This is a genomic window from Psychrobacter vallis (assembly GCF_904846715.1).
GTDB lineage: Bacteria > Pseudomonadota > Gammaproteobacteria > Pseudomonadales > Moraxellaceae > Psychrobacter > Psychrobacter vallis.
Map to the genome: position 1 here is coordinate 157748 of NZ_CAJHBU010000004.1, position 26149 is coordinate 183896.

General features: G+C 45.9%; 17 protein-coding genes. 4 read left to right on the plus strand and 13 right to left on the minus strand.

Annotated elements, in window-relative coordinates; genetic code table 11:
* Window positions 1–27: 27 nt before the first annotated feature.
* The 4 genes from JMY02_RS04310 (at window position 28) to JMY02_RS04325 (ending at window position 5397) form a co-directional block, all read left to right on the plus strand.
* Window positions 28–939: a flavin reductase gene (locus JMY02_RS04310; protein WP_201595557.1), complete on the plus strand. Its 912-nt coding sequence runs from the start codon at window positions 28–30 to the stop codon at window positions 937–939.
* Between the two features lie 79 nt (window positions 940–1018).
* Window positions 1019–2056 carry an LLM class flavin-dependent oxidoreductase gene (locus tag JMY02_RS04315; protein WP_201595560.1) on the plus strand — a complete coding sequence of 346 codons (1038 nt, stop codon included), beginning with the start codon at window positions 1019–1021 and terminating at the stop codon, window positions 2054–2056.
* Between the two features lie 67 nt (window positions 2057–2123).
* Window positions 2124–3611: an aldehyde dehydrogenase gene (locus JMY02_RS04320; protein ID WP_201595564.1), complete on the plus strand. Its 1488-nt coding sequence runs from the start codon at window positions 2124–2126 to the stop codon at window positions 3609–3611.
* A 43-nt stretch (window positions 3612–3654) separates the two neighbouring features.
* Entirely contained in the window at window positions 3655–5397 is a 1743-nt protein-coding gene (locus JMY02_RS04325) for a BCCT family transporter (protein WP_201595567.1), read from the plus strand.
* A gap of 94 nt (window positions 5398–5491) precedes the next feature.
* Here the strand turns inward: JMY02_RS04325 and JMY02_RS04330 are convergent, their stop codons facing one another.
* From JMY02_RS04330 to JMY02_RS04390, 13 genes are all read right to left on the minus strand, one after another.
* Window positions 5492–7828, minus strand: coding sequence for a TonB-dependent receptor (locus JMY02_RS04330; protein WP_201595570.1), 2337 nt, complete (start codon window positions 7826–7828; stop codon window positions 5492–5494).
* Between the two features lie 226 nt (window positions 7829–8054).
* The gene (locus tag JMY02_RS04335) at window positions 8055–8696 is read right to left on the minus strand and encodes an RraA family protein (RefSeq protein ID WP_201595572.1); all 642 of its coding nucleotides are present in this window, start codon (window positions 8694–8696) and stop codon (window positions 8055–8057) included.
* Window positions 8689–10815 (minus strand): IucA/IucC family protein, encoded by a 2127-nt coding sequence (locus tag JMY02_RS04340; RefSeq protein ID WP_201595575.1) that lies wholly within the window; start codon window positions 10813–10815, stop codon window positions 8689–8691. Before JMY02_RS04340 ends, JMY02_RS04335 begins: the two co-directional genes overlap by 8 nt.
* The gene (locus JMY02_RS04345; protein WP_201595578.1) at window positions 10809–12779 is read right to left on the minus strand and encodes an IucA/IucC family protein; all 1971 of its coding nucleotides are present in this window, start codon (window positions 12777–12779) and stop codon (window positions 10809–10811) included. Before JMY02_RS04345 ends, JMY02_RS04340 begins: the two co-directional genes overlap by 7 nt.
* 151 nt (window positions 12780–12930) lie before the next feature.
* The gene (locus JMY02_RS04350) at window positions 12931–14349 is read right to left on the minus strand and encodes an MFS transporter (protein WP_201595581.1); all 1419 of its coding nucleotides are present in this window, start codon (window positions 14347–14349) and stop codon (window positions 12931–12933) included.
* Between the two features lie 92 nt (window positions 14350–14441).
* A complete protein-coding gene (locus tag JMY02_RS04355; RefSeq protein WP_201595584.1) occupies window positions 14442–15047 on the minus strand; it encodes a GNAT family N-acetyltransferase in 606 nt (201 codons plus the stop codon).
* 55 nt (window positions 15048–15102) lie between these two features.
* Complete coding sequence (locus JMY02_RS04360; RefSeq protein WP_201595587.1) at window positions 15103–16485, minus strand: lysine N(6)-hydroxylase/L-ornithine N(5)-oxygenase family protein; 1383 nt, start codon at window positions 16483–16485, stop codon at window positions 15103–15105.
* 220 nt (window positions 16486–16705) lie between these two features.
* On the minus strand, window positions 16706–18502 hold the full coding sequence (locus JMY02_RS04365; protein ID WP_201595591.1) for an IucA/IucC family protein: 1797 nt from the start codon (window positions 18500–18502) through the stop codon (window positions 16706–16708).
* Window positions 18489–20018, minus strand: a complete 1530-nt coding sequence (locus JMY02_RS04370; protein ID WP_201595594.1) for a pyridoxal phosphate-dependent decarboxylase family protein — start codon at window positions 20016–20018, stop codon at window positions 18489–18491. Before JMY02_RS04370 ends, JMY02_RS04365 begins: the two co-directional genes overlap by 14 nt.
* Before the next feature lie 69 nt (window positions 20019–20087).
* On the minus strand, window positions 20088–21437 hold the full coding sequence (locus JMY02_RS04375) for a diaminobutyrate--2-oxoglutarate transaminase family protein (RefSeq protein ID WP_201595597.1): 1350 nt from the start codon (window positions 21435–21437) through the stop codon (window positions 20088–20090).
* Window positions 21438–21963: 526 nt separating this feature from the next.
* Window positions 21964–22647, minus strand: a complete 684-nt coding sequence (locus JMY02_RS04380; protein ID WP_201595600.1) for an HNH endonuclease — start codon at window positions 22645–22647, stop codon at window positions 21964–21966.
* Window positions 22648–22929: 282 nt separating this feature from the next.
* A complete protein-coding gene (fhuB, locus tag JMY02_RS04385) occupies window positions 22930–25113 on the minus strand; it encodes a Fe(3+)-hydroxamate ABC transporter permease FhuB (RefSeq protein ID WP_227678410.1) in 2184 nt (727 codons plus the stop codon).
* A complete protein-coding gene (locus JMY02_RS04390; protein WP_201595603.1) occupies window positions 25110–26117 on the minus strand; it encodes a TroA family protein in 1008 nt (335 codons plus the stop codon). Before JMY02_RS04390 ends, fhuB begins: the two co-directional genes overlap by 4 nt.
* Window positions 26118–26149 lie beyond the last annotated feature (32 nt).

Genomic DNA, 26149 nt, shown 5'->3' on the forward strand with positions numbered 1-26149 from the left:
AACGCCCCATTTAAAAAAGAGGTTCCCATGAAACAACTTGATCCTAAAATGTTACGCAACGCCTTTGGCAGTTATATGACTGGGGTGACCGTGATAACCGCCATGAGTAATGACGGCACGCCCGTCGGCTTTACGGCCAATTCATTTACGTCGGTATCGCTTAACCCGCCGCTACTATTGGTTTGCCCAGCCAAATCGCTATCGAGCTTTGATGTATTTGCCAATTGTGACAGCTTTGTTGTCAACATCTTAAGCGAAGACCAGCAAGCCATCTCCAACATATTTGCAGGCTCAAAAGCAGACCGTTTTAGTCAAATTGAATGGCACAAAGACGAACAAGGCAATCCTGTCATCGATGGCGCATTGACGCATTTTTCTTGTAAAACCGATCGCAACCTTGATGCAGGCGATCACCATCTGCTGGTTGGTGAGGTTCTCGATTTTTCATCTCGCGAAGGCCACGGCTTAGGATACGCATCTGGCGGTTATTTTAGCTTAGCACTAGAACGTGAAGCAGCAGAGATCAGTACGCAAGAAAAACACGTCAGCGTGGGGGTGATTATAGAGCACAATGGCAAAGTCTTGCTCAGTCAAAAAGATGGCAAAGTATCTCTACCCAGTACAACGACTGATGACAATACCAATGCCGTCAGTACTATCCAGCAGTTTTTGGCAGACAATGGTATTGATGCTCAGTTGGGTGCTGTCTTCTCTATTTATGAGAACAGCAAAACAAATACTAATTACATTTTTTATCGCGCCATTGCACAATCATCAAATACTAAAGGACTGGGCGAATACATCGCAATAGATGATATTGCAGAACAAGACTTTGCTACCTCAGCCATGAATTCGATGATGACACGCTATGCAACTGAAAGTAAAAATGGTCTTTATGGGGTGTATGTTGGGCAAGAAGAACAAGGCCGTGTCCATTAAACTTTATATCTAAACGACATTTAGACAAACATAACATTTAACCAAAATAAGTTAAAACAAACAGCAAAGGATTTGCCTCATGAAATTTTCACTATTTTTACATATGGAACGCCTCGACGAATCACAGACGTATCAACAACTACATGATGATTTTATTGAGCTGGCAAAAATGGCTGACCAAGGCGGCATGCACGCGATTTGGACAGGCGAACATCATGGTATGGATTTTACCATCGCCCCCAACCCATTTTTAAACCTGATCGATTTATCCCATCACACCAAAAACGTACGTTTGGGCACAGGTACAGTGATTGCACCGTTTTGGCATCCGATCAAACTGGCTGGTGAAGCCGCGATGACGGACATTATCACGGGCGGCAGATTGGATTTGGGTATTGCGCGCGGTGCTTATAACTTTGAGTATGAGCGCTTGATGCCGGGTATGGATGCCATGGAAGCGGGTGGCCGTATGCGCGAGCTGGTGCCTGCGGTACAAAAACTATGGAAAGGCGATTACGCCCACGATGGCAAATTTACCCAATTCCCATCGACCACCTCAGCGCCAAAACCGCTACAAACAGGTGGCGTACCTATGTGGATTGCAGCTCGTGACCCGCATAGCCACAACTTTGCGGTAGAGCATGGCTGCAACGTACAAGTTACCCCGCTGTGGCAAGGTATGACAGAGATTCAGAACCTAATGGCGGCTTTTAAAAATGCCAAAGCGGAACACGGAGAAGGTAAAAACCCAAAAATCATGCTGTTGCAACATGCTTACGTAGGCAGTGATGCTGATGATGTGACAAGCGCAGCCAAATGTATCAGCCGTTTTTATTGCTATTTTGGGGCTTGGTTCAAAAACGAACGCCCCATTCGCCAAGGATTACTTGAGCCATTGAGCGAAGAAGAAATGGCAAAAATCGACATGTATGCCCCTGAAAAAATGTTAGAGAACATGCCGATTGGCACCGCTGAGCAAGTGATTGAAAAACTCAAAGTATATGAAGCGTTGGGCTATGACGAGTTTGCCTTTTGGATTGACTCTAGCATGACCTTTGAGCAAAAACAGGCATCGTTACGCCGTTTTATTGATGACGTCATGCCAGCATTTGCATAACTCTATTGAGTCTCATACTCTAGTGCAGAATCAAAAGACAAACTAATAAAGAATGTGGAGAAACACCATGAATAAACCTCATTACCAGCTCTATATCAACGGTGAGTGGTGCGAAGGCAGTAACAACCAACGCCTAGACAGCTATAACCCTGCAACGGGCGCGGCGTGGGCGACGTTCGCCTGTGCCAGTCCTGAAGATGTTGCACGCGCGGTCGATGGTGCCAAAGCCGCACTCAATAACCCTGAATGGGCCAACATGAGCGCCACTCAGCGTGGCAAACTCATATACCGCCTAGCAGATTTGATCGAACAAAATGCCGAAAAACTAGGCAAGATCGAAACGACAGACAGTGGTAAGTTGGCACACGAAACCGTGGCACAAACGCGCTACGTCAGTGACTATTATCGTTACTTTGCGGGGCTCGCTGATAAGTTAGAAGGCGCTACCCTACCGATTGATAAGCCTGACATGCACGTCTTTACCACGCGTGAACCGATTGGTGTGGTCGCGGCGGTCGTACCATGGAATGCGCAGATGTTTTTGACCGCCACTAAACTTGGTCCTGCACTGGCTGCTGGTTGTACCATTATCTTAAAAGCGTCTGAAGTCGCCCCGTGTCCGATGTTTGCCTTTGCTGAGTTGATCGAACAAGCAGGCTTTCCAAAAGGCGTCGTCTCTGTCATCACTGGTGACGCCGAAAACTGTGCCATTCCGCTGACCAGTCATCCTGATGTGGATAAAATTGCCTTTACGGGTGGTCCAGACGCGGCACGCCACGTGGTGAGAAACTCTGCCAATAGTTTTGCAGTGACAAGTTTAGAGCTGGGCGGAAAATCACCGATCATCGTCTTTGAAGACTCCGATTTGGAAAGTGCGGCCAATGGCTTGATTGCGGGTAACTTTGGTGCGTCTGGACAGTCTTGCGTTGCAGGATCTCGCGGTTTTGTTCATCGTTCTATCTTGCCTGAAATCATCAGACGCGTGGAAGAAAAAGCCAAAGGTATTGTTATTGGTAATCCACTCAATCCTGAAACGCACGTTGGGCCGCTATGTACCAAAGCGCAGGTTGAACGAATTAAAGACACGCTAGAGAAGTCTGTGGCCCAAGGTGCAACCATACGTTTTGGCGGTCATGCGCCGACAGATGCTGATTTGGCTAACGGCAATTATTTTTGCCCAACGCTAGTAGAATGCCCAAACACGGATATCGAAACTCAAACCATTGAGATGTTCGGCCCTGTCATGTCATTGGTAGCGTTTGATACCGAAGACGAAGCTATTGCGATGGCAAACGATAGTGTCTACGGTTTAGGCTCAGGGGTATTCACACAAAATCTAGCACGCGCCCATCGCGTCTCTAAGCAAATTAAGTCAGGGGTTTGTTGGATCAATACCTACCGTGCGATTTCTCCGACTGCGCCATTTGGTGGTTACAACCAATCTGGTTATGGACGAGAGGCTGGTAGCGAATCTGTACTGCAATATACCCGCACAAAAACGACATGGATTAATATTTCGGCGGAGCCGATGGCTAATCCTTTTATCATGAGGTAACCAACCAGTGTAGTCAGCTACATTCAGTTTTAAGGAAAAAACTATGGCTATCCGTCCTCCCCTAAAAGAGTTAAATATAAAAACCCACGACAAAGGTTTTTATAAAGGTTTTAATCGCTTTGTCACTGTGACATCGAAGATTTTGGTCACCTTATTTGTGATTTGGATTTTAAGCGATATTGAGCGTTCTGGTGCCATGCTTGATGCCATGAAGAACTGGTCTTATACCACTCTTAATGGCTATTACACCTACTCTGTTGCTTTTTATATTCTGGTTTGTTTGACGGTTATTTTATGGCCGTCATTTGGTCGTATTAAACTTGGCTCTGACCCAAATGGCAAACCCGAATTTTCAAATTTTTCATGGTTTTCGATGATCTTTGGTGCTGGGATCGGTATTGGGGTGTTGACCTATAGTGCTGCTGAACCGCTGTGGCATTTGGCAAACAACCCCGACATCATCATGTCAAAGGAGCTGGTCGTATCAGCACTGAGTAGTAATGGGATGACCGTGCCCGAAGGCGCCGATGTCTTTACGTTTTACCAAAACCAAGTCACTGCCAGCGCGTTAGCGCCCATTGATGGTCTTGTCCTACCCAAGAGCGAGGAAGCACTAGACACCGCGTTTCGTTATTCCTTTTTTCACTGGGGTATCAGTGCGTGGGCCACGTATTGTCTCGTGGGTATCTGTTTGGCGTTTTTTACTTATGTGCGCGGTTTACCGCTCACCATGCGCTCGGCGCTCACACCTTTGTTTGGTAAGCATTTAGAAGGGCCACTTGGCAATATCATCGATGTTGCGGCAGTCATTGCGACTATCTTTGGCGTGGCACAAACCATTGGCTTAGGCCTGAGCTCTTTTGCTTCAGGACTATATAGTATTACGGGTATCAGCTGGTTAGTGACAGATGCCGTCAATCCTGAGCCAACCACAGGGGCATTACTGATGTCACTGTTCGTCGTCATGTGTCTCTCGATAACGTCAGCATTGTCGGGTGTGGGACGCGGGGTCAAATGGCTCAGTAATATTAATATGGTGCTGTCCTTTTTACTCCTCGCTTTCTTCTTGATTTTTGGCGCAACGATGTTTGCGTTAGAGATGCTGGGCAAAGGTATCTTTAGCTATATTGTACATCTGCCCGCAATGGCGGTGACGGTTTGGGATCCTAATACCGAACTGGGTGCTTGGCAAACCAGCTGGTCTATCTTTTATTGGGCGTGGTGGATTGCGTTTGCGCCATTTGTGGGATTGTTCTTGGCGCGTATCTCAAAAAACCGTACCATCCGTGAATTTGGCTTGATCGGCATTGTCGCGCCTAGTCTCACGCTTTTTGTCTGGTTCTCTCTCATTGGTGGTACTGGCATTGATTTAGAGTTAAGCGGACTCGCAAATGGCAAGATATTTGATTCTGGATTGACGGCTCAGCTGTTCGAGATTATCGGTTTTATGCTTAACCCAGCTTTGGCAGGTGTATTGTCATCGATGGTGGTTGTGCTACTACTCACGTATTTGGTCACATCCGCGGACTCTGCATTATTGGTCATTAATACCCTAAATGCTGCTGGTGAAGTCGATATTGAGAATGGGCCAAAACATATTCTTGTTTGGGGCATTGCGCTCACCGCTGTGATTGGCGCATTGATACTGGCAGGTGGTTTAAATGCCATTACTTCAGCCATGATTGTGGCTGCCATCCCCTTCTCCTTTATCATTATCTTGATGGCAATAAGTTTGTTAAAAGCGCTGATTTTGGACATTGCACGAGCAAAAGAGCACAAGCTATAGCGTCACGCTTGCTTATAGACGGCAATGTAAAAAGCCATACTATTTAAAAGAATAAATAATATGGCTTATCTATATAACATGCACCTTCGATGTTTTAGTAGTCGATAGTATAACTTAAACCATACGTGGTGCCTGTGGCAGGTAGACGGTTCGTATCGCCAAACGTGGTTTGATGGTAGACCGTTTGATAGTCTTTATTCAGTAAATTATAAACCCCATAACCCACTCGGCCGACAGGCATGTTTACTTGACCCAGTACGTCTAACGTCATATAACCTTTGACTGGTTGCGCACTAGAATCAGGGTCGTTTTTTTGGTCTTTAAACGCTCTATCATCGCCACCAATCGCCAACGCTTGCAGGCGTATGTTGCTGCCTTCGTCAAAGTTATATTGTGCAAATGCCGTGCCTTTAAGCGGCGTCAAGCGCACCGCATCCAGCTCAAGCCAATCGCCGTCTTTCTTATACTGACCACGCGTATAAGCCACACTACCGCCCACTTGCCAGTTATCACTAATATCCTGAGTGAGCGATCCCTCTACGCCATAAACTCGCTCGTCAGTATCTACCACTTCTACCGTATAGTCGTTGGTAAAACGCACGGTTTTGTCCGAGGTGTTATAAAAGGTGCTGACTCTGGCTGACGTATCACCGCGCTTACCTTCCCACCCTAAATCATAGTTGTTGATCGAGATGGGCTGCACGTTGTCTGAGTTGACCACAAAGCCTGCTCGCACATCACGTAGGGCGCGCTGTATATCAGCGGTGGTAAAGCCTTGTGAGAAATTGGCAAATATCTGATCATTTGGTGTTAGTTGATAGCTACTGCCAATGTTAAACAAGGTTTTGTCATGATCCGTCTTACCCTTGGCTACTTCACCTGCTTGATAGTCAGTACTAGAGCCATTAAAGTATTCTTCTAATAGCTGCTCATAAATGGGGATAAAGGCATCTGTTTTTGATTTGAGTTTTTGATAACGCACGCCAGCGCTAGCATGCCATTTATCCGTGATATCGGTATCAGCATTGATAAACACCCCAATTTTATCGATGGTGGTAACAGGTCCAGCATTGTAGGTATTGCCATTAGACACAGCGGTCAAACCATTACTAGCGATAAACGTATTTAAGTTTTGGCCCTTATAAGTTTGCTCGCTGTTTTCACGCTCAAAATCCGCACCATAGCTCAATAGCGTCTGTTTGCCAGCAAGCTCAGTATCAGTCTGCATGGCGGCGCGCAGACCCATCACTTCGATATCTGCTTCTGATTGCATAATAAATATCGCACCGCCTGCCTGCTTTTTCGCTGTGTCTTTGTCGATGCCGTTTGCTAGCAATACTTCACGGGCTTGTTTTCTGGCGTCTTTACCCGAAGGGTAAAAACGTCCCTGTTCATCACGGTAGTAACCCGTAACGCTTAAGTTAGAACCTGCGACATCGTCGTTGTTATAATTGAGGTTCACCGATGTTTTGGTGGTATAAGGCTGTTTTTCTATACGAGCACCATCGATCGCTTTTAAGGATGGCGTAGCACCAAGTAACAATACTCCTAAGTTTTTGCCATAATCTGGGCCGTAATCAGTGTCTTGCTCATCGTTATAATAGGTCACCGCCAGATTCACGCTTTGGCTGTCATCGATGTCCATTCCTAAGTTGGCATTGACACTTAATGACTCGGTATCTTGCTGATCGGTTTGATTGACATCTGGACTGATACGGTCGCCGTGGCTATCAAATTTACCGCCTTTGCTGGCGTAATCTACATCTAGGCGACCGTAGACGCGCTCGCCGCCATAACCCAAGCTCTGACCCACATGATAACCCAATGAATCTGATTCAAACTCACGGCTGCTATCAACACCCAAGCGGGTTTGACCGGTAAAGCCTGCGCCTGCTGCCGATTTGGTGACCAGATTGATAAGGCCACCTGCTGCGCCAGCGCCATAAATGCTGGTCGCACCAGATAGCACCTCTACCCGCTCAAGCTGGGCTGGATCAATACTGTTTAACTCTCGTGATAAGCTGCGTGACCCTGATAACGGCACGCCATTTAGCAAGTATTGCACCGGACGACCACGCATGGTTGTACCATAGTTACTGGTTGAACCACTACTGGCCCCCAAACTTGGAATCAGCTGCGCCAATATATCGCCTGTCGTACGGTTACCTGTGGCCTGTTCTCGAATGTCTGCTTCCCCAATCACTTGGGTGACTGCTGGCATCTCACTGATTTTTTGTGCCAGTGCCGTCCCCGTCTTCGCACGCGCCGTGACTGTGATGGTATCCAAAGTAACATTTGGTGTGTCACTGGTCGCCGAGGTTACGGCTGTCTCTGTGGTGGAATCTGAAAGCGTAACATCCGTTTGCGCATACAATTGCTGGCTAATACAGAGCGTAAGAAGGGATAGAGCAACTTGATGATGGCTTTTCATTGTCATTTCACTTATTTGAATAGTGGCTGGATAGTGGTCTGAGTTATGTTTAGCTCGTAATACAGAATGTACTAAGTTTGTGAATGGCATTGTAAATGATAACTATTCACATTTCCAGACCTATTTACAAATCCAACTCCCTATTACCTCATGACAATAAATGAGCGCAACTACTTATCATATTTAAAAACATGTGTTCATTATTTACTGGTTCATGCCGGATGGTTTATCGCTTAAATAATGCATCCAATTGATCGTTCTGATAAGCCTCAAAAAACAGCTGAAACTTGGTTTCATCTTTCTGATGTTTTGTTTGACAATCTGGTAATAATTGCTGTGCCAAATCAAGTGGCAATACAAACACGCCATCTTCATCCATGATAGCGATATCGCCTGAACGAATAAGCGTACTCTGCGAGCCGAAAAGGTAATAGATGTCAGATGCCAATACGCCTTGTGTCTGATGGCTTTTAAATGTGGTCACGGCGCTGATGCCTTGAGCAAATACCGGAAAGCCCAATTGCTGAATCTGCCTTGAATCTGTCGCTTGTCCAATGACGATCACGCCAGCGAGCTTTTCATAAATGGCGGCGCAAGTACGTAACGCGCCCCAACAGGCTTTGATGCCGAGGACTTGCGCGTCGATACACAAAATGTCATTCGGCTGCGCCTGAATCAACGCTTGATTAATTACCTCCGTATTGTCTGAGTTCAAAGTCGCTGTGATGACTTTTCCAACGATAGTATGGGTGCAAGGAAATAGCGCTTTTATATCTGGCAAATACCCCACTTCGGTCAGATGCCCAATCGTTGAGGTGGCTATATCTTTGTAACTCTCTACTAGCGTATCAATATCAACTTTATCCATTAACCTTTATCTCACTATGTTTTCGTACTGAATCCACCCTAAGAGTTGCGTCGATGTTTTTTGCCCTAAAAAAAGGATTGGTGGTCACACTCTCTCCTGCGGGCATGCTGCCATGCGGATCGTCACCACGCTCAATCACGGGCAACAGCAACGTTTTATGCGGATAGTATGGATTGGTCAATAGCTGCTCACGGAGAATCTCACACTGATCGGCATCAAAGTCAATATCCGTCAATGCCCTATTGATACTGTCCCTCGCCTCACACCACAGTGCTTGTTCATCAATCTCGTAATGCGCAGACAATGCTTCAATAATGGCGCGAAGATTGACCAATATGCCCAAGGACTGAAGATAAAATATCAGTGCTTTCGGGGTCTCTAGGTACAAGCGATTTTTGAAATTTGGCGGGCTTAAATACTCAGGATCTGCTATTTGATGACGCGTGAGCCATGGCAAATAAATACGTAACGAATCATGATCGCGCAGTAGCAAGCTGGTAAAACGATGATTTTTCATCACCATCACGATGTTTTGTCCGTGCATCTCAGGAGCAAGTCCTAAACGCAGGCAGCGCAGCATCGTACCCAAAAACACCTCGCAGAGGTTTTTGAAGCAATCAATAGCGGCGCGTTTTATGTGAGATGTTTGAGTCGTAGGCGATTTTGCTTGGATGATCTCATCAAAGATATGATGACTCACGCCGTCTTTAGACACCAACATGCCGAGGCTTGCCATGGGCAGTAGCCGCACTTGGTCATCACACAGATCTGTTGGTAGACTCCTGAGCATAGCACCTAAATGCGTGGGTTTTTCTTGATAAAAACAGGGATTGGTTGCGCTTTTATCTTGTAGATGCATCGGCGACATATAGCCCCACCAAAGACGCTCATCCCATAGTCGCAGCTGCGCTGACAATACCTTATCAATCTGTCTGGCCTGCATCAGAATCGCTTGGTTTTTTTCGCCATTGATTAGTTTTAGTGCTGGCAAATACCGTTTGGAGTTTAAGGCGTACACTCGTATGGGCAACTTGATGCTATACGGCGTATCGGCACTCAACAGCATACTGCGCATAGAGGCGCTGGCGTAAGTGATGGGTGCATTGAATACTAACTTTATAACCGTACCATCTGCCAAATCCTTAGCATAACTATCAGCGTCATGGTTAGAAGCATCGTTATCACAAGAATTATTATTAGAAGGATCAATCACTTGAGCCAGCTGCCAAGGATGAACGGGTATCGCCACATGGGTATCTATCAAATTGCGGTCTACGAGTATCTGTCTCAATTGCTGTTGCTGCGTCTTGTCCAATAAATACGCTGCTGGATTTTGATGGCTGATGTCTTTTACCTGAGCCGACATCATAAGATGGCTTTTGGCAACCGCTACCCACACCAACGCAATGGGCTGATTGAACTCTGCCATGTAACGCTCATACTCTATGGCAGTAAAACCCAGCTTGCCCTTTGCCAGTGGATGAAAAGGACGATCCATCAATGACGCCCATTGCTCTGCGGCAATCAGGGTTTGATACCAATGCGGCTGACTATAGACCGTCGTAGAGATATCGGCATGGGCAGATTGGGTTTTGGCAACCAAGGACGCTTGCAAGCTCTCTTTTAATTTAACAATTCCTGTCGCACTCAGTGCCGAATGATCCATAGCAGACAGTAAAATGTCTAATAGCGGCTCTACTGCCTCTAATGGTTGCAAACAAGCGCTGATAGCATTATTCAAACGATATAAAATCGGCACGCAAGATTGATGCAGGCGCCACGGTGCGGTATAGGCCGACTCCACAGGTAATAACAATCGGCTGTCGCTGCTGATTTGAAGCACCAGTAGTGGGTTGTCTTGAGCAAAAAATGATTGATAAGCGTTTGGTAGCGAATCTACAGCCTGTGGCAAATCTTGCTCTGCTAGATAATCAAACGTTGTGGTGACCTCAATACGGTTTTGTGCTAGCCACTGCTCAAGTAAAACGCACTCAATCAAATACGTCATCAACGAGCTTTGTATTGCCATCATATTTGGCTGGCTGTCCGAATGACTCATTTGGACTGGAAATAAAGTAGGCATGGTATTTAGATTTACTGTTTTATCGGTACTTAACATGGTGTCTGTACTCGGATTTTGGCTAATGGGTTATTGATATATTTGATCGGAAACACCTGATCGCCGAACAGTCTGCGCTTAGCCAAAGACTCAATACGCGTTTGCTTGGCGAAGACGTCAAACAACTCAAACCTCGATTGATGCTCTGGATGACGCGTTTGATAATCCGTCACACAGTCAGCAACTTGCTGCCAGAACTCAGTCTCAGGATAGTGATAATGTGTCTGCATAAAAATAGCAATGTCGGCAAATGCCACAAAGAATAAGCAGGCAACCGTCATATCACGAATGCCATCGGTATCATCCGTTTCAATAAACGAGCCACGATTCAGCGCTGCGTGGGCAGCTGGCAGGCTATGAAAATTGGGAATCAAATCTTGGCGAGTCAGATGCTTTGGCGAATAGCGCACCCCGTCATGCAAGTCTTTTAGCAATACTTTTATAGGAAAACCCGCTTCGTGTACCAATACGATGTTTTGGGCATGGCACTCGAGCGCAATACCGTGACCAAATAACAAGTGCAATATCGGGGCGACAGTCACTTTGATAAGCTGAGCCGTCCAACCCTCTACGCTGTATTTTTTAATCCAAGGACCAATGAGTACAGAGCCATCCCTATTTATATAGCTGACGCCATTTAAGGGAAAGGCTTTTTGGTTGGTCGATAAATACTGACTGACGTTTTCGCGCCAAATTGCCCCAAGTCCGCCATAGATATGGGGATGCTGATAGCCGCGCTGCTGTAGTACTTCGTGATCTAAGCTGATACCCACCGTTTCGCCTAAAAACGCAATTTGTAATGCTTGCGCTGTCTTATCCTCTGCCACCAATTGATTGAGCCATCTGGTCACCACCGCAGCATTCATGACCGTATGTTTGGCCAGTATTCGCGTACTTGAGGTATTCATCAGATGCATACTGAGCTTGAGGTAGGCTTTGTCTGCTTGCAACATTGATAAAGAGCGAATGGACTGCTGCGAGCGGTATTCAGCGTCCGTACTGCCTAAATAAATCACTTCTTGCGTGTCAATCAGTGGCTGTAATGCAACAATTAAAGTTTTTTGCCATTGCCAAGGATGCGCTGGTATCAAACCATAAGCATTGGTAGCCTCATCTTCGTTTGCCACGCTTTGATTATTCGTCGTCACCAGAATACGTTTCAGCATGTCATTTAACGCGGCAAAATTATCCGTATCCACATAGTTTTTGATCCACTCATTGGTATCAATATCCAAAGCCGTATTACTGACCAGCAGCTCCTTTTTAACTGCCAGCCAAACCACTTCGATATTTTGGCCAAATTCTGGCCCATAGTCATAATTGTCCTGTAAATCAAAACCGATACGAGATTTAAAACAGGGATGATAAGGGTGACCCGCCATCAAATAGCCCTCGAACTGCTCGTAAGTGAGTACGTCAATTGGCACTGGTGCGTTTGGTGTTGGTGCGTTTGGTGTTGGTACGTTTGGTGTTGGTACGTTCGGCATTGATAAGTCGGGTGATAGCCGCTGGGCTTGGGTCTCGTTTACCAAAGTATGACGCAGCTCTTTGATAAAGCTGTCTTTTAAAGAAGCATCGGCTATGTTTAACAAAATATCACTAATGACATGCTCAAGTATGGCATCGCAAGCATTGCCATCAACGACTCGCTGGACGTTAAAATCATTAAAACGAATGATATCAAAGCTATAATGAATATAACCTTGAGCGCGGTAATTGATATCGCGGTAATTGACATTGTCAGTGGCTTTTATCGTAAAGTCTAAGAGTGCCTTGTCATTACTAGAGTCTGCACTCGCATATTTAAACTCAATAATATTTTCATACAATAACGCTTGTAATAGCTGCTTAATGACGCGCTGCTCTGCACGCTGCCTGACTCGATGGTCAATCGGCGCTTGCCACGGCTTAGTGACATCCATATCTACACGACTCGTGTTTTGTTCTACTTTATGATTGTGCATATATAAATTTCCTATCTAAAAATAAAAAAGTGAATGACTAAACCAACCAGACTTTTAAAGCGAATGATAATCAATTACATTAATAAACTAAAACAACCCCTTATACGGGTTTGTCTCACAGATTCATACCGTCAAAACACGGCTACATGACTTATGCCGTTTTTGGTAATTGCCGCGCTGAAAAAACCGTCAAAAACAACATCACAGCCAAAATGACAAAAATCTCTTGGATAGCAGTACTGACGCTCTGATTACTGCCAGCTGCTAATAACTGCGCGCCGCGTCCTGCCACATAGACCGTCACCAACGTGATAAAAATAGTAGAGACAATTCGGCGACTGATATTGTTGAGCGCCGCGCCTTCGGTGACCACTTCTTTAGCCAAGCTACTAAAACCGACCGTGGTGGTAGGCAAATACGCCAGTCCCACACCCACACCTTGGATACTCATAATCGCCATTAGCAGCCAAAGCGTTGGCTGATATAAACACCATGCCAGCATCAACATGGACAGTGCGCTGATCAAAATGCCCAAAATGCCGATGCTTCTCGCACCGTGCCTATCCACGCGCTTGCCAGCAAAATGGGTCGTGATACTAGATACGAGCGTCGCTGCCATCAAAATAACGCCCGTCCATAACGCGCTTTCGCCCATCACCTCTTGCACCAAGATGGGCAATAGCAATAGGCCCACCATTAAACCCAAAGTCTGAGTGATGCTGATAATCGTACTGTGCAAATACACTTTATTGCTAAACAAGCGTACGCTTAATAGCGGCTGACTCTGCTGGCGTTCATACGCCCACCAACCCAAAAATGACAGTAAGAACAACACGGCTAATAAGCCTGTCCCTACCATACTGGCAAAACTGCTATGGAAATCTGCCTTGAGTGTGCTAAGCCAAGTCATCAACGCCAACAGCCAAACGAGCAAACTGACAAAACCTATGACATCAAAGGGTTTTTTTGCCTTGTGCGCGCGGACATCCGGTAACCATGTCCACACCATAACCATGACCAACGCACTCAGCGGCAGAGTAGCCGCAAACAATGTCCACCATGCAAATTGCTCTACTAGATAAGCCCCTACTAGCGGACCGAACGCCAGTGACATCATGATAACGATGCCCCATAACGCCATCACTCTGCCATGTCTGTGCTGCGGATAAATCTGATAAAGCATACCAATAGACAAAGGGATAATGAGACCGCCGCTAAAGCCTTGCACAGCGCGCGCCACAATCACCATCATCATGGATGGCGCACACATCCCAATCACCGAACCCAACATAAACCCTAGAATAGCGGTCGAATACACTGGCCTAAAATCAAACCTTTTACTCAAATAACCGCTGAGCATCAGCCCCACGCTCATAGACAGTATATAAGCGTTCAACACCCAGCCGCCCATCACAATATCGACTGCGAACACCGACATAAAGACGGGAATAGCAGGGTTAAGGGCGCTATTACTAAAGCTGACCACCGTACCGCCGAGCAGTAGCGTCAACAGTACCTGACGCACTTGCTTTTCTGTCAGTCCGTGACTGCTATCTGTTGAGCGTATCATTTAAATCCCTGTTCCATAATGGTATGACCGACCCTGCCCTGCCGCCAAACTGCATGGAACGTGGTAGATCAGGCCGATGTCAAAAAGCCTGTTCATTGAGCAACAGCACCATAAAATTTGAGATAGCCACTCGATTCAAAAAATTCATCACGATTACAAAAATAAAGCGATGCCTTTTTTTCAGGCATATCGATCAATCGTTGTAAGTGATAGGCAAAACCATCAGCCACCCATTTATACGCCTCAACCTTACTATCAGGTTCGCCCACTATTTTTTTGGCATCAGTATGCTCAAAGATAAACTTATTGAGCATCATTATTATTGGCTTGAGATACCCTTTGCCAACGACGGCAGGATCACCCAATAACATATGCCAGCCCATGTCACTTTCTTTGGCTTTGTAGTAGTAAGACAAACGATCGCGAGCAGCTTCATAAATCTCTGCATAGCCGATAGGCACACCCTCACAAAGTATGATGTAGAGACGGTGATGGTCATCGGCAAGCATTTTTTCAAAATGTACTCGCAGCTGCGGCATCGGCAAATGTAGCTGCCACTGCTCGACCACATGCTCAGCGTGCATCCATTTATAAAGCAGTGGCATGTCTTCAGGATATTTGACCGCTCGTAGTCCAAACTTTTTTTGATAAGCGTCTACGGCAAAGGTATCTGGCAGATTCTGTGTAATGGTTGGCATTAATTACTCCTTATCTTATGTGATTTATTTTGTATTCCTTAAGGCGTGCTTGACATTACGATGACGCCCCAAATGTTTGAAATACTTGTAAAGCCTGCGTGTCGTAAACCGTTTTGCCTGTCAATTGATTGACAATACACCCCGCTCGATAAGCGCCCAATCCTAAATCAGGCGTACCAACCCCATGGGTATGAATTTCTTGGTTTTGCACAAACACTTTACCGCGATTGCCAGCTTGGTTTTTATAAACCAAGGCATAATTTCGATCAATCTTTGGTTGCGCAAAGTCATCATATTCGATAGCGTGCAGCAACGTGTTGAGACATGACGGCAGTGCATGACGGTAGCCCGTCCCAGCGATGATGCAGTCATAATCCGCCGTAAACGTCTGCTGTTGCTCACACTGTTCAAACGTTATCTTTAAAGTGTCATCAGATAAAGCATCATCAAGTGTTGCCTCGACCACTCCACAATTGGACAGCAGCGTCGTATGCAAGTCTTGGTTGCTGATACTGCGCTCATAAAGCTTATGATAAATATCGCGTATGGTCTCAAACCCCATGCCTTTATAAAGCAAATCCTGCTTGGGCGCGACTTTTGCTTTGGTAGCGCCGTCCAACTGATAAAAATAATCGGTATAAGCGGGGCTAAAATGCTCTAAGCCTAAAGGTGAGTATTCCATGGGGAAAAAACCCGCCGAACGGGTCATCCAGTCCAATTGGAATGTTGGCTCATCATTGGCATCAAATTGCTGATCAAACAACGCCCGATATACTTCAGCCGATGATTGACCAGAGCCTAATACCACTATTTTAGTCAGCCTATCTTCTCCATCATCTGCCTTTCCCTTTTTTGCTTTAATCGCTTCAAAATCAAAATTGTCGGCAAAATTTGCAGTATGCATACAGCGTTCGGGCGCTTGATTGGCAATCTTTTGCAGCGAAGGTGGCAGTGTTGGCTGCGTACCTGTTCCTATCACTAGATTTTTGGCGTAGTACGTTTTTTGTATGCCTTGTTCTTGGACAGTGACGACAAATCCTAGACATTCCTCAGTATTAGAGCCATTACTATTTTCTTTAAAAGCCACATCCACTACTTGTGCATCGAACGCTAAACTCTCCAGCTGCCCTGCGACCCATTGGCAATAATGATTGTACTCTTTACGATAAATCTTAAAGTCCTCTAAAAAATAAAACTTCAGCAATCGGTGCTGCGTATGCAAATAGTTTAAAAATGAATAGGGACTGGTCGGATCTATCAATGTTACCAAGTCTGCCATAAAGGGCACTTGCAACGTGGTGTGCGGTAAAATCATACCTTTATGCCAATTAAACCCAGCTTTTTGCTCAAAGAATTTGACATTGACGTCCGTTTTTTCCAGCAATGCCGCCAGACTAAGATTAAATGGCCCTAAACCAATACCGATAAGATCTAACACGTTGATTCCTTAATTATTTTTATATCGATTATTCACATGTCGATTTTATTTTGAGCGATATTTTGAGCGATAGTCAGATCAATATAAAAGTCAGTCAGCAGGACTGGCATAAATTTTACGAAGCCTCTGTCACCATAGGTACAGCAAGCGAGGAAAATTTGTACCAGTCCTGCATGCTAACGACCTGTCTCTATTGCACTTAGCATCGACGATACCTACCCTAGGCGCTCATAGGATTGGGAATGTCCACATAAATAGACTGTGTTTCAACAGGGGCTACAAGCTCATCTAATGCATGCAATCTAGTGAGCAGATTGCCTTTGAATGGCAATGTCGGACTACGCAGCAACAGAGCGATTAAAGAGCGGTGCGGATACTGGGTTTCTAAAGTCACCAGACAGTCTCGGAACGTCGCTAGTAACGCAGCTTCACTGACAAGCTGGGTGCGAGCAATCGCGGTAATGAGACCAAAGATCGTATTACCCACTAAATAATAAGCAATACGTGAGTCAGCAAAATCTTCTGGAATGACGCACTCTGCTTCACTGATCAGCTCCGGATACGCATCAATAAGCGTCTGGGCATATTCAGCAATATAGCCAAAGCTTTGATTGTCTCTCGCCCAAAACTTGGCAGGATAGCCGTCTTTTAGCTCAATAAGACTGTTTTGTTGATGAACCTCAAACGCAAGTCCATGCTTATAATACATATGAATTAGCGGTATAAAACCGACTTGTAAATAGGTATCAAACCATTTGCCAGCAATGTCCTCCAAAGGCTCATTGGTGCGCTCGTGAATTGACTGAAATAAAGTGGCCAACCGGTTGGTGAGACGAGTCGGATGATCTTGGCTTAAGCTGGCAAGATTGGTGACTTGCATCGATTCGGTAAAAGGATTGTCGCGTAAGATACAAATGGTCTCATCGATGATCTTCCCTTCTATAGACAGTGCGACCCAAGCAGGATCATTCAATACGGCAATTGTGCTGTACTCCGTGCCCAAATTTTTACCATAATCGCTACGCCATATCCGGCAAGCGTGCATACCGCGCTTACATTCTTTTGGCAAATTGATACGCACAGAGTTGGTAATCGCCACAGATAGCGACAACTTAAACATCCAAGGCGCGTCAAATGCCGCCAGCGTACGCACCGAAGTTGTCGGATGTAAATGCCAGCCAAGCCTGCCCAAATCAACCAATTCTCCTTTTTCAATCAATTGTTGATACCACGCTTGCTGCTGCAAAAACGTCGCTTGCCACGGGTGCAGTGGCAGCAATTTATAATCAGGATGTTGCGTAATGAGTTGTTGTTGATAATTACTCATATCAGACAACAGCTTTGATTTAAGCTCGGCGGTGATACTATCGCCATCCACGAACTCTTCGACAATGTGGTCAGGATGCACGAGCCAATAACGCAGCTGCGTTTTGCTGCTGGTCTCGGGCGCATATTTCGCCCATTCCGCGCCATAAAAACCCGCCCGACCTTTTGGGGTGGGATGCATGGCATGACCATAAATCAGGCTTTGCTCGGCTTGAATAAAATCCTGTTTGGCATCAATAATGTCATCAATCTCATCGTTACGATGTTCTAAAATAATCTGCAATCCTTCATAACTTTCAAGCCAGCGCTTGAGCACGCCATTGCCATCGAGCGTCACCTCATCCTTATAATGATGCACGATATCTTCGATAATCAAAGCAGCGAGGCTTACAGCCGAAGGTTTTAGCCAGTGGCGTTCTGATTGAGCGTCACTTAACGAAGCCGAATTCAATAAAGAAGGTGTATCCGCAAAACGGTGCTGACCCAACTGACTGACTCTATCGATGGGCACTGCCATCACAGTGTCATGCGGCGCTAGGGTCAATACCAAAATAGGCTTGTCTTGCGAGATTTGTTTTTGGAGCGCATCCTGCTCTTCTACCATTACAATCTTGCCGCGCCCTGTCTCATAACTGTAGGCGTTCACTAAGTTTTGTAGGGTTAAACGATCCAGCGTTTTATGTTGCATCATTGTGTTTTCCTTCAGAAATATGGAGTCGCTTAAAGCCAGCAATAGCCACTTGGTCAATGATGGTATTGATGTCGTTGATTTGGGTATTGGGATTTAAAATAGTGAGTTTTAGACAAAGCTGCTGCTCAAACTGAGTGGTGGCAATATTCGCCACATTGTTAATCAGTAAGTCTTGGGCAATTTGGCGATTGAGCTGTGACAGCTGTTGGCTAGATAACGTTTGATTTTGTGGCTTAAAGTAAAACAACACGCTACTAATGATAGGCTGGTGCATCAGCACAAAATTGGCGTTGGCTTCGATCAATTGCGCCGCTTGTCTGGCCGTATCAAGACAGGCGTCAATCAAATCGCCATAATCATCCGTACCCAATAAGTCAAGCGCCATCCAAAGCTTTAGGGCGTCAAATCGACGGGTAGTCTGTAGCGAATAAGTGACCAAATTAGGGATATTGTCTCTTTCATCATCGGAGGAATTGAGATACTCGCTATGATGACGAATGCTCTCAAAGTCTCGCTGATCGCGTAATAAAAAAGCACCACAGCTGATCGGCAAAAAGAAATGTTTGTGAAAATCCAAGGTAATGGAATCCGCCTCTTCAATACCGGCAATCAGCTGTCGATAACGCTGAGATAGCAGTAACGCGCCGCCCCATGCCGCATCCACATGCAGCCATATCTGGGCGTTGCGGCAGATTTTAACGATGTCTGCTAATGGATCAATAGCGCCCAAATCGGTAGTGCCCGCCGTTGCTACGACTGCCATCACATTGCACGCACCTATCTCCTCTATTTTATGCTGGAGATGAGATAGCAGCATCGCGCCACTCGAATCGGTCTTTACCTTTTCTACGCACTGTATACCAAGACCTAAAAGCGCTGCGTTTTTTTCAATAGAAAAATGTGCTTGGTCTGAACACAGAATCGTACCGCGGCGCTGACCCATTAGCCCTTCTTTTTGTACATCCACGCCTTGGGCTTCATAAAACTTGTTGCGAGCCAGTAGCAACCCCATAAGATTGCTTTGTGTGCCGCCACTGGTAAATACACCACCTGATTTACATGCCAATGAACTATCGGCTTGTGCATCGGTTTGAGCGTTTGTTTGAACAGCAAGACCTGTATCAAACTGCCATCGCTGGCACAGCCACTCGATGAGATCTTTTTCGATATAGGTGGCCGCTGGGCTTTGGTTCCAAGAATCCATACTCTGATTGGTTGCTGCGATAATCATTTCGGCAATTTGACCAATCAATAAAGTCGGTGGATGCAAATGCGCCAAACAATGACGATGCGCTGTTGACACGCAACTGGGCAAAAACTTGCCCTGTATGTCAGCCAATATGGCTTCGATATCTCGCCCTTTTGCATTAATACTAACAGATGTAGCGTCTTGTACCTGCTGCGGTGTCCCACCTAAATAGACATTGTTGGCATCCAGCCATTGCTGAATGACAGCGCTCGTTTGCTGCATGTGCGTGAGGTATTGCTCACTGGTTTGCTGATTTAATAAGTACAAAGTATCCTCACCAGTCTGTCCTGCGACTATTGTTATAATTTTACAAAACCATACTAGCGATATGATTTGCTACTGGTTGGCTTGTAGCGCACTTTCCAGTTTTGCCAATATTTGCTGTAACTCGTCTTTTGTCACATTGAGCGGTGGTAACAAGCGCAGTACCGTTCCGCCGCGTCCGCCTTTTTCGATGACCAAACCGTGTTTAAAACAGTCCTGCTGAATGCTAGCAGCCACCACGCTATCCGCAGGATAACTGCCGTCGGTTTGTTTGGGCAGACTCGGATTTATAATTTCCATACCGATCATCAGGCCTCGACCTCTGATGTGACCAATCCTTGGGTAGCGTTGCTGTAGAGATTTCAGCTCTGACATAAACCACGCGCCTATGTCAGCGACATAAACGGCCATGTCGTTCTCTTTTAGATACTCAAGGGTGGCAAGTCCCGTTGCCATCGCCAACTGATTACCACGGAATGTGCCAGAGTGATTGCCTGCTTGCCATACGTCATATTGTTTTTTGATACCCAATACCGCCATTGGTAAGCCGCCGCCAATGGCTTTTGACATCACAATCATGTCGGGATCGATATCCGCATATTGATAGGCAAACCAGCGTCCGGTACGGCAAAACCCAGTCTGCACCTCATCAATGATTAATAAAATATCCAGCTCTTTGGTCACTCGGCGTACCTGCTTTAGCCATTCTATTGGCGCAGGATTGACCCCGCCCTCTCCCTGAATGACTTCTAAAATGACCGCTGCTGGTTTGACTACCCCGCTTTCTACATCTTTTAGAAAACTTTCAAAGTAAGTAATGTGTGCGCTGACACTTTGCTCACTAGACAAGCCAAAAGCGCAGCGGTAAGCATTGGGATACGGCAGAAACTGTACTGGGCCCATCAACCCTTCGATGCCTTGTTTGGGGGCAAGATTGCCAGTCACCGCGAGCGCGCCATGAGTCATACCATGATAACCGCCGCTAAAGCTGACGATGCCTGAACGACCCGTCACTTGCTTGGCCAACTTAATCGCCGCTTCTACCGCATCGGCACCCGTTGGACCGCAAAACTGCAAGCAATACTCATCGCTACTGGTGGCCAAAAGCGTATATAAAAACTCACTAAATTTGTCTTTTAATGGCGTGGTGATATCCAAGGTATGCATTGGCAGATTGCTGTCCAAAAGCTGTTTGATGCTCTCAGTGACCACAGGATGATTATGTCCAAGCGCGAGCGTTCCTGCGCCAGACAGACAATCTATGTATTTATTGCCTTCCACATCGGTAATCCAAGCGCCTGTTGCCGATTGAATCGCAAAAGGCAGTTTGCGCGGATAACTGCGAACCTTGGACTCAAACTGCGCTTGGCGATGTAAATAGCATTCGTTATCAGTTTTTTCATCTAAAAAAGACATATACATAGTATCGAACCTTATTTGCTATTCTTCACTTCACCTTGAAAACAAGTTTTAAAGAAAGCTTGAGAAAATAGTCGGCTGATACCAAACCCAAAAATCAAAGTAGCGAGGAAAACGAGTAAAAATACTAATCATAGTAGGCTAAACAAGTTTGCCGCGACTCAGTGTATTTTTGGTTTTGGTATGCATTTAAAAAACATAGTGTGTTGCACTATAACGGGCATTAAACATTGAATGATAATATAAATGATAATCATTATCGTTAATGTGACGTATTATTGACGACCGAGGCTCTACTGTCAACCCCATTTGTTTATTTTTGAGCAGTTAATTTCGCAACTAGTACAAGATTAAAATTTATGAACGCGCAGACGCAAGCTAATGACCAATAATTACGAGCATAAACCCATGAGTATTAGTCATTAGCCTGTTTTTTTAATGCAGGAAATTATTGACTGACAGCAAATAACTAGCTGTATTTAGCACCGAATGAGCAAAATCAGAGTTTTTAAACTTTTCAAAGCGCTTGTTAATCCTTTAAATTCTTAAGCTTCATCCGTAACTCATCAACCGATAACGGTGGTGATTTGGTATGCAACATAGCATGGCAATTAGGGCAAACTGGAACAAGATCTTTAGTCGGATTGAGCTCATATGTTTTTGCAATGCCAGCTAGTGGCTTAATATGATGAACATGAATAAACTCTTTACCTATTTCCCCATAAGCTTCAAAAAATGAGAAGTTACAAACCTTGCAACGGTAGCCATGCTTTTTTAAACATTCAGCCCTTGCTTGCGGATTACGTTCATACACATTAACTGTCACATATTTTTTTGCACCCTCTGTAAATATGCTTTCATCATCTATCTCACCTAGAAAATTATCCTGGGGAGAAATATCTTTACGCCATGCGTAATGAGGAACAGTAGATAGCCTGCGTTCAGCTTCTTGAAGTTCAGCTTGGGAGAACAAATTTCGATACTCCGGCTTCAATACAGAAGACTCCATTGATAGTTCTGGGCGTCCAGCTTCGATCAGTTTTTGAAAGCCTCCTTGTTCAGCACCCACTTTTGATAAAGCTTTTTTTGCATGATTCACAGCCCCATTCTGCCTCACAGAACGAAGATAATAATTAGCCCAATAACCAGTTGCTTTTCCTACTACCGAATAAAGCTCTTCTAATTCTGACTGAAGTTTTTCTATGTTATTCATTATTTACTCGTAAGGATTGATGCCAAAGCTCAGGTGCCTCCGGAGAAGCCGTAAGCTGAAAAGGTAATGATTAGGCTACCAAATGACTTTTAAACGCTTTGTCGATACTAAACGAGACTATAACAGCAATATCTCTAATACCACAGACTCTAACAGCCATTAGCCGTATTTTTTATTCTAGAGTGACATCCTTATTGAATAGAAGAAAGACTAATAAAAAACTCTGATGAGGATTAATTCATTTGTTTATTAACATCCTACGCTTATTGTTACTACAAAAAACTATCGACTCACAGCGACGGGTACTTTACGAATCAACCATAAGAAATACGCGCCGCCAATAATGGCTGCAATCGTGCCCGCAGGTAACTCATAAGGGAAAATAACATAGCGTCCAATCCAATCTGCCAGCACCATAACGCCTGCACCCAACAAAGCCGCTACAGGCAACTGACGCTCAAGCCGCACCGCGCCAAGAGAGGTTGCCAAATGCGGCACCATCAAGCCTATAAAGCTCAGTGGCCCGACGGCAAGCGTGCTGGCGGTGCTCAGTGCAGCCACCAGTGCCAATAGCGCAATCGTGACTGGCGTGACTGCCACACCTAGATTACGAGCGACACCTGTACCCAAACCAAGGACACGCAAAGGTTTGATAAGCAGTAAGCTGAGTGTCAATAAGACAAGCGCAATACCCATGAGATACCACACAGTACTAGGCTGAGCGCTATAAGTCGTGCCTGATAACCAGCTAAGCATCGCCTCTAAACGCGGATCGCCAGACAGCTTGACCATATGCATCACCCCATCCATCATGGCAGCAATGCCAATACCGACTAGTAATAGATAACCCGAACTTACCCTGCGCGCCAGCCAAACGATCAATAACAACACCGCTATCGCCCCAGACAATCCTGACATCAACAACGTGCCTGAGCCAGCAGACAGCCCCAAACTTGGTAGCAATAAAAACCCCAAGACAACACCAAGCGCTGCCCCAGAACTCACCCCTAATACCTCTGGACTGGCCATCGGATTGCGGGTGAGCGTTTGCAGTAGGACGCCAGCGACCGCCAGCATAAGACCCGTTGCAGCCGCACTCAGACTGCGAGGCAGTCGATACTGCTCGGTAATTGCCCAATCCGTGCTCAGCCCCCAACCATTGACATCTTGCACCAAAAGACACGCCAGAATAATCATGACAATGACGCCAATGCCCCAGCGCCAAAACGCGATGGGCGTGTGCTTACCTGTCAACATTGGCGTCACGGTTTCTATGCGCTCACGGCGCTGTCGTAAAATCAGCCAAATAATAAGTGGTGCGCCAAGAATACCCGTCATCGCCCCTGCTGGGATTTGCATATTCAGCACCGGCTCAAGCAACAAGGCCAAATTGCTGGTCAGCCATAGCAGTAACGCCCCTAAACCAAAGGCCGCAGCCAAGCGTTTGCTGATTGATGAAATGCCTAAAGCGTTGACTAAGCTAGCAGCACCCAGACCGATAAAGCCAATTAGACCAACCTCACTGACCACCAAAGCCGTTATAACGGCCACGATAAGCACCACCAAAGCGCGGATACCATTGATAGGTACGCCCAAACGCTTGGCCTGCATGTCGTCCAAACTCATCAGGGTCAGTGGTTTTAATAACGGCAAGCACACGACTGCCATGACGACCGCCGTTATCGCCAGCATCATACTGGTGTGCCAGCTGTTCTGTGCCAAAAACCCCGCTGCCCATGACAACATGCCATTGCTACGCTCAGCAAAAAACAACACCAAGACGTTGGCAACGGCAGCGAGTAAAATATTGACCACCAAACCTGCCAATATTAAAATCAAAGGGTTAAATCGGCTGGGCGCTGACAGAGCAAAGACCAGCCCCATACTGATAATCGCCCCGACAAAGGCCACATAAATACCGCCATAAATCGCTAAGCTTGGCACAAACAAGGTCACGATTAGCATGGCCAACTGTGCGCCCACGCCCACACCCAAAGTGGTGTCTGAAGCCAAAGGGTTTTTGACCAATTGCTGTAGCAATATACTGACCACGCCCAGCAAACCCCCTGCCAATAGCGCCACCACACTGGTCGCTACCACATGCAGCTGCGTCGCCATGCTGGCAATATCCAACTGCGCGCTTGAGAGAAACAAATCCCCAATAGGCCGCGTCCACTCTTGATTGATTAATGCCCAGCTGCTCCACAAGCACAAGCTTACAAGGACAATAAACGTTGCCCATAATTGCCATGACGTAGCCGCGAGACGAGTGCTTTGTTGTTGAGGTGCGTTCGGTGATGGACTAGGTAGATTTTGCGTTGGCGCAGCGGGTTGCTTTGAGGTATCGAGCGACTGAGAAGAAGAAAGTGACGTCATAAGCTTGGCATCATTGGTTATGTTATTGGCAGGTGTGTGATGGGGCTGATTGGTGTTAGCATTGGTATTAACATTAATGTTAGCGGTCATGACGCACTCCCGCCTTTTAATTCGACAGTGGATAAATTATTTGCCAAGTCGACCAATGATGACATGCCACCATAAATCCATACTGGCGGCATCTCGCCCACACAGCGGTTATTGCCGTAGCTTAAGCGCTCCCAAACCAGACTGTCCTTAATCTCAGCTCGGGTGATCGGGCTTAAAGGATCGATGATTAATAAGCAAACATCGTCATCCAATTGCGCCAAGTCGCCCATTCGTATCGGCACAAAACCGTAACTATTGCCTTTGCCCAGTACCACAAGCTCTTTTTGCATTTGGGTAAGCGCTGGTTGAAACAAACTGTTGGCGACATACATGCGCATATTATTGGCATCAGCAAACTGTACCACGGCGAATTTTTTTATATTTGGATAGCGCTGTTGGAGACGCTCACTGGCGACCTCTATGTCTTTACGGCTTTTTACAATATAGTCTTCAGCCAATTTAGGCTCATCAATCAATTTACCTAACTGCCGTGTCGGCTGGGTATAATCCGCCCAAGTCGCGGTATCACCTTTAGCGGCAAACATAATAGACTCGGCGGGCACGTCCCCATAAAGGCTTCGGGCATGTTCATAAAAAAAGTTATCCACCACCATATCAACGGGCAGCTGGGCGATCAGTTCAGCATTGGGCTGATAGCGAATACCCAAATCAATCGTTGAAGGCGGCAATTTAGGCGTGCCCACCCATCTGTCCCAAACTCTCATATCGCCTGTTGCAATCGGTGGATAGCCCATTGCGGTCAACGTCGCCGCATTGCCCCAGTCGGGAGAAACGATATTGATGTCCACGTTATTTGGGCTGTCTACTTGCGTGGTCTGTTGCTCAGTCGTTGGCTTATGACAGGCAGTCAGTGCGGTGGCGAGTGCCAACGTTGCGACGATAGGTCGCCACTTTATCTTTACCAAAGCGGTGCCGATACGATCAGTTAGTAAAGGTTTTGCGACCCGTTTAGAGTCGATATATTGATACAGGACAGAAAACATAGCGGTCTATCTTTTTTAAGCGGATAAGATGA

Bases quoted from the DNA above. Each gene is read 5' to 3' on its own strand.
- JMY02_RS04350 (WP_201595581.1), bottom strand. From the start codon at position 14,349: ATGATACGCTCAACAGATAGCAGTCACGGACTGACAGAAAAGCAAGTG.
- JMY02_RS04345 (WP_201595578.1), bottom strand. From the start codon at position 12,779: ATGCACAATCATAAAGTAGAACAAAACACGAGTCGTGTAGATATGGAT.
- JMY02_RS04355 (WP_201595584.1), bottom strand. From the start codon at position 15,047: ATGCCAACCATTACACAGAATCTGCCAGATACCTTTGCCGTAGACGCT.
- JMY02_RS04380 (WP_201595600.1), bottom strand. From the start codon at position 22,647: ATGAATAACATAGAAAAACTTCAGTCAGAATTAGAAGAGCTTTATTCG.
- JMY02_RS04315 (WP_201595560.1), top strand. From the start codon at position 1,019: ATGAAATTTTCACTATTTTTACATATGGAACGCCTCGACGAATCACAG.
- JMY02_RS04340 (WP_201595575.1), bottom strand. From the start codon at position 10,815: ATGTTAAGTACCGATAAAACAGTAAATCTAAATACCATGCCTACTTTA.
- JMY02_RS04335 (WP_201595572.1), bottom strand. From the start codon at position 8,696: ATGGATAAAGTTGATATTGATACGCTAGTAGAGAGTTACAAAGATATA.
- JMY02_RS04365 (WP_201595591.1), bottom strand. From the start codon at position 18,502: ATGATGCAACATAAAACGCTGGATCGTTTAACCCTACAAAACTTAGTG.
- JMY02_RS04320 (WP_201595564.1), top strand. From the start codon at position 2,124: ATGAATAAACCTCATTACCAGCTCTATATCAACGGTGAGTGGTGCGAA.
- fhuB (WP_227678410.1), bottom strand. From the start codon at position 25,113: ATGACCGCTAACATTAATGTTAATACCAATGCTAACACCAATCAGCCC.
- JMY02_RS04390 (WP_201595603.1), bottom strand. From the start codon at position 26,117: ATGTTTTCTGTCCTGTATCAATATATCGACTCTAAACGGGTCGCAAAA.
- JMY02_RS04325 (WP_201595567.1), top strand. From the start codon at position 3,655: ATGGCTATCCGTCCTCCCCTAAAAGAGTTAAATATAAAAACCCACGAC.
- JMY02_RS04375 (WP_201595597.1), bottom strand. From the start codon at position 21,437: ATGTATATGTCTTTTTTAGATGAAAAAACTGATAACGAATGCTATTTA.
- JMY02_RS04330 (WP_201595570.1), bottom strand. From the start codon at position 7,828: ATGAAAAGCCATCATCAAGTTGCTCTATCCCTTCTTACGCTCTGTATT.
- JMY02_RS04310 (WP_201595557.1), top strand. From the start codon at position 28: ATGAAACAACTTGATCCTAAAATGTTACGCAACGCCTTTGGCAGTTAT.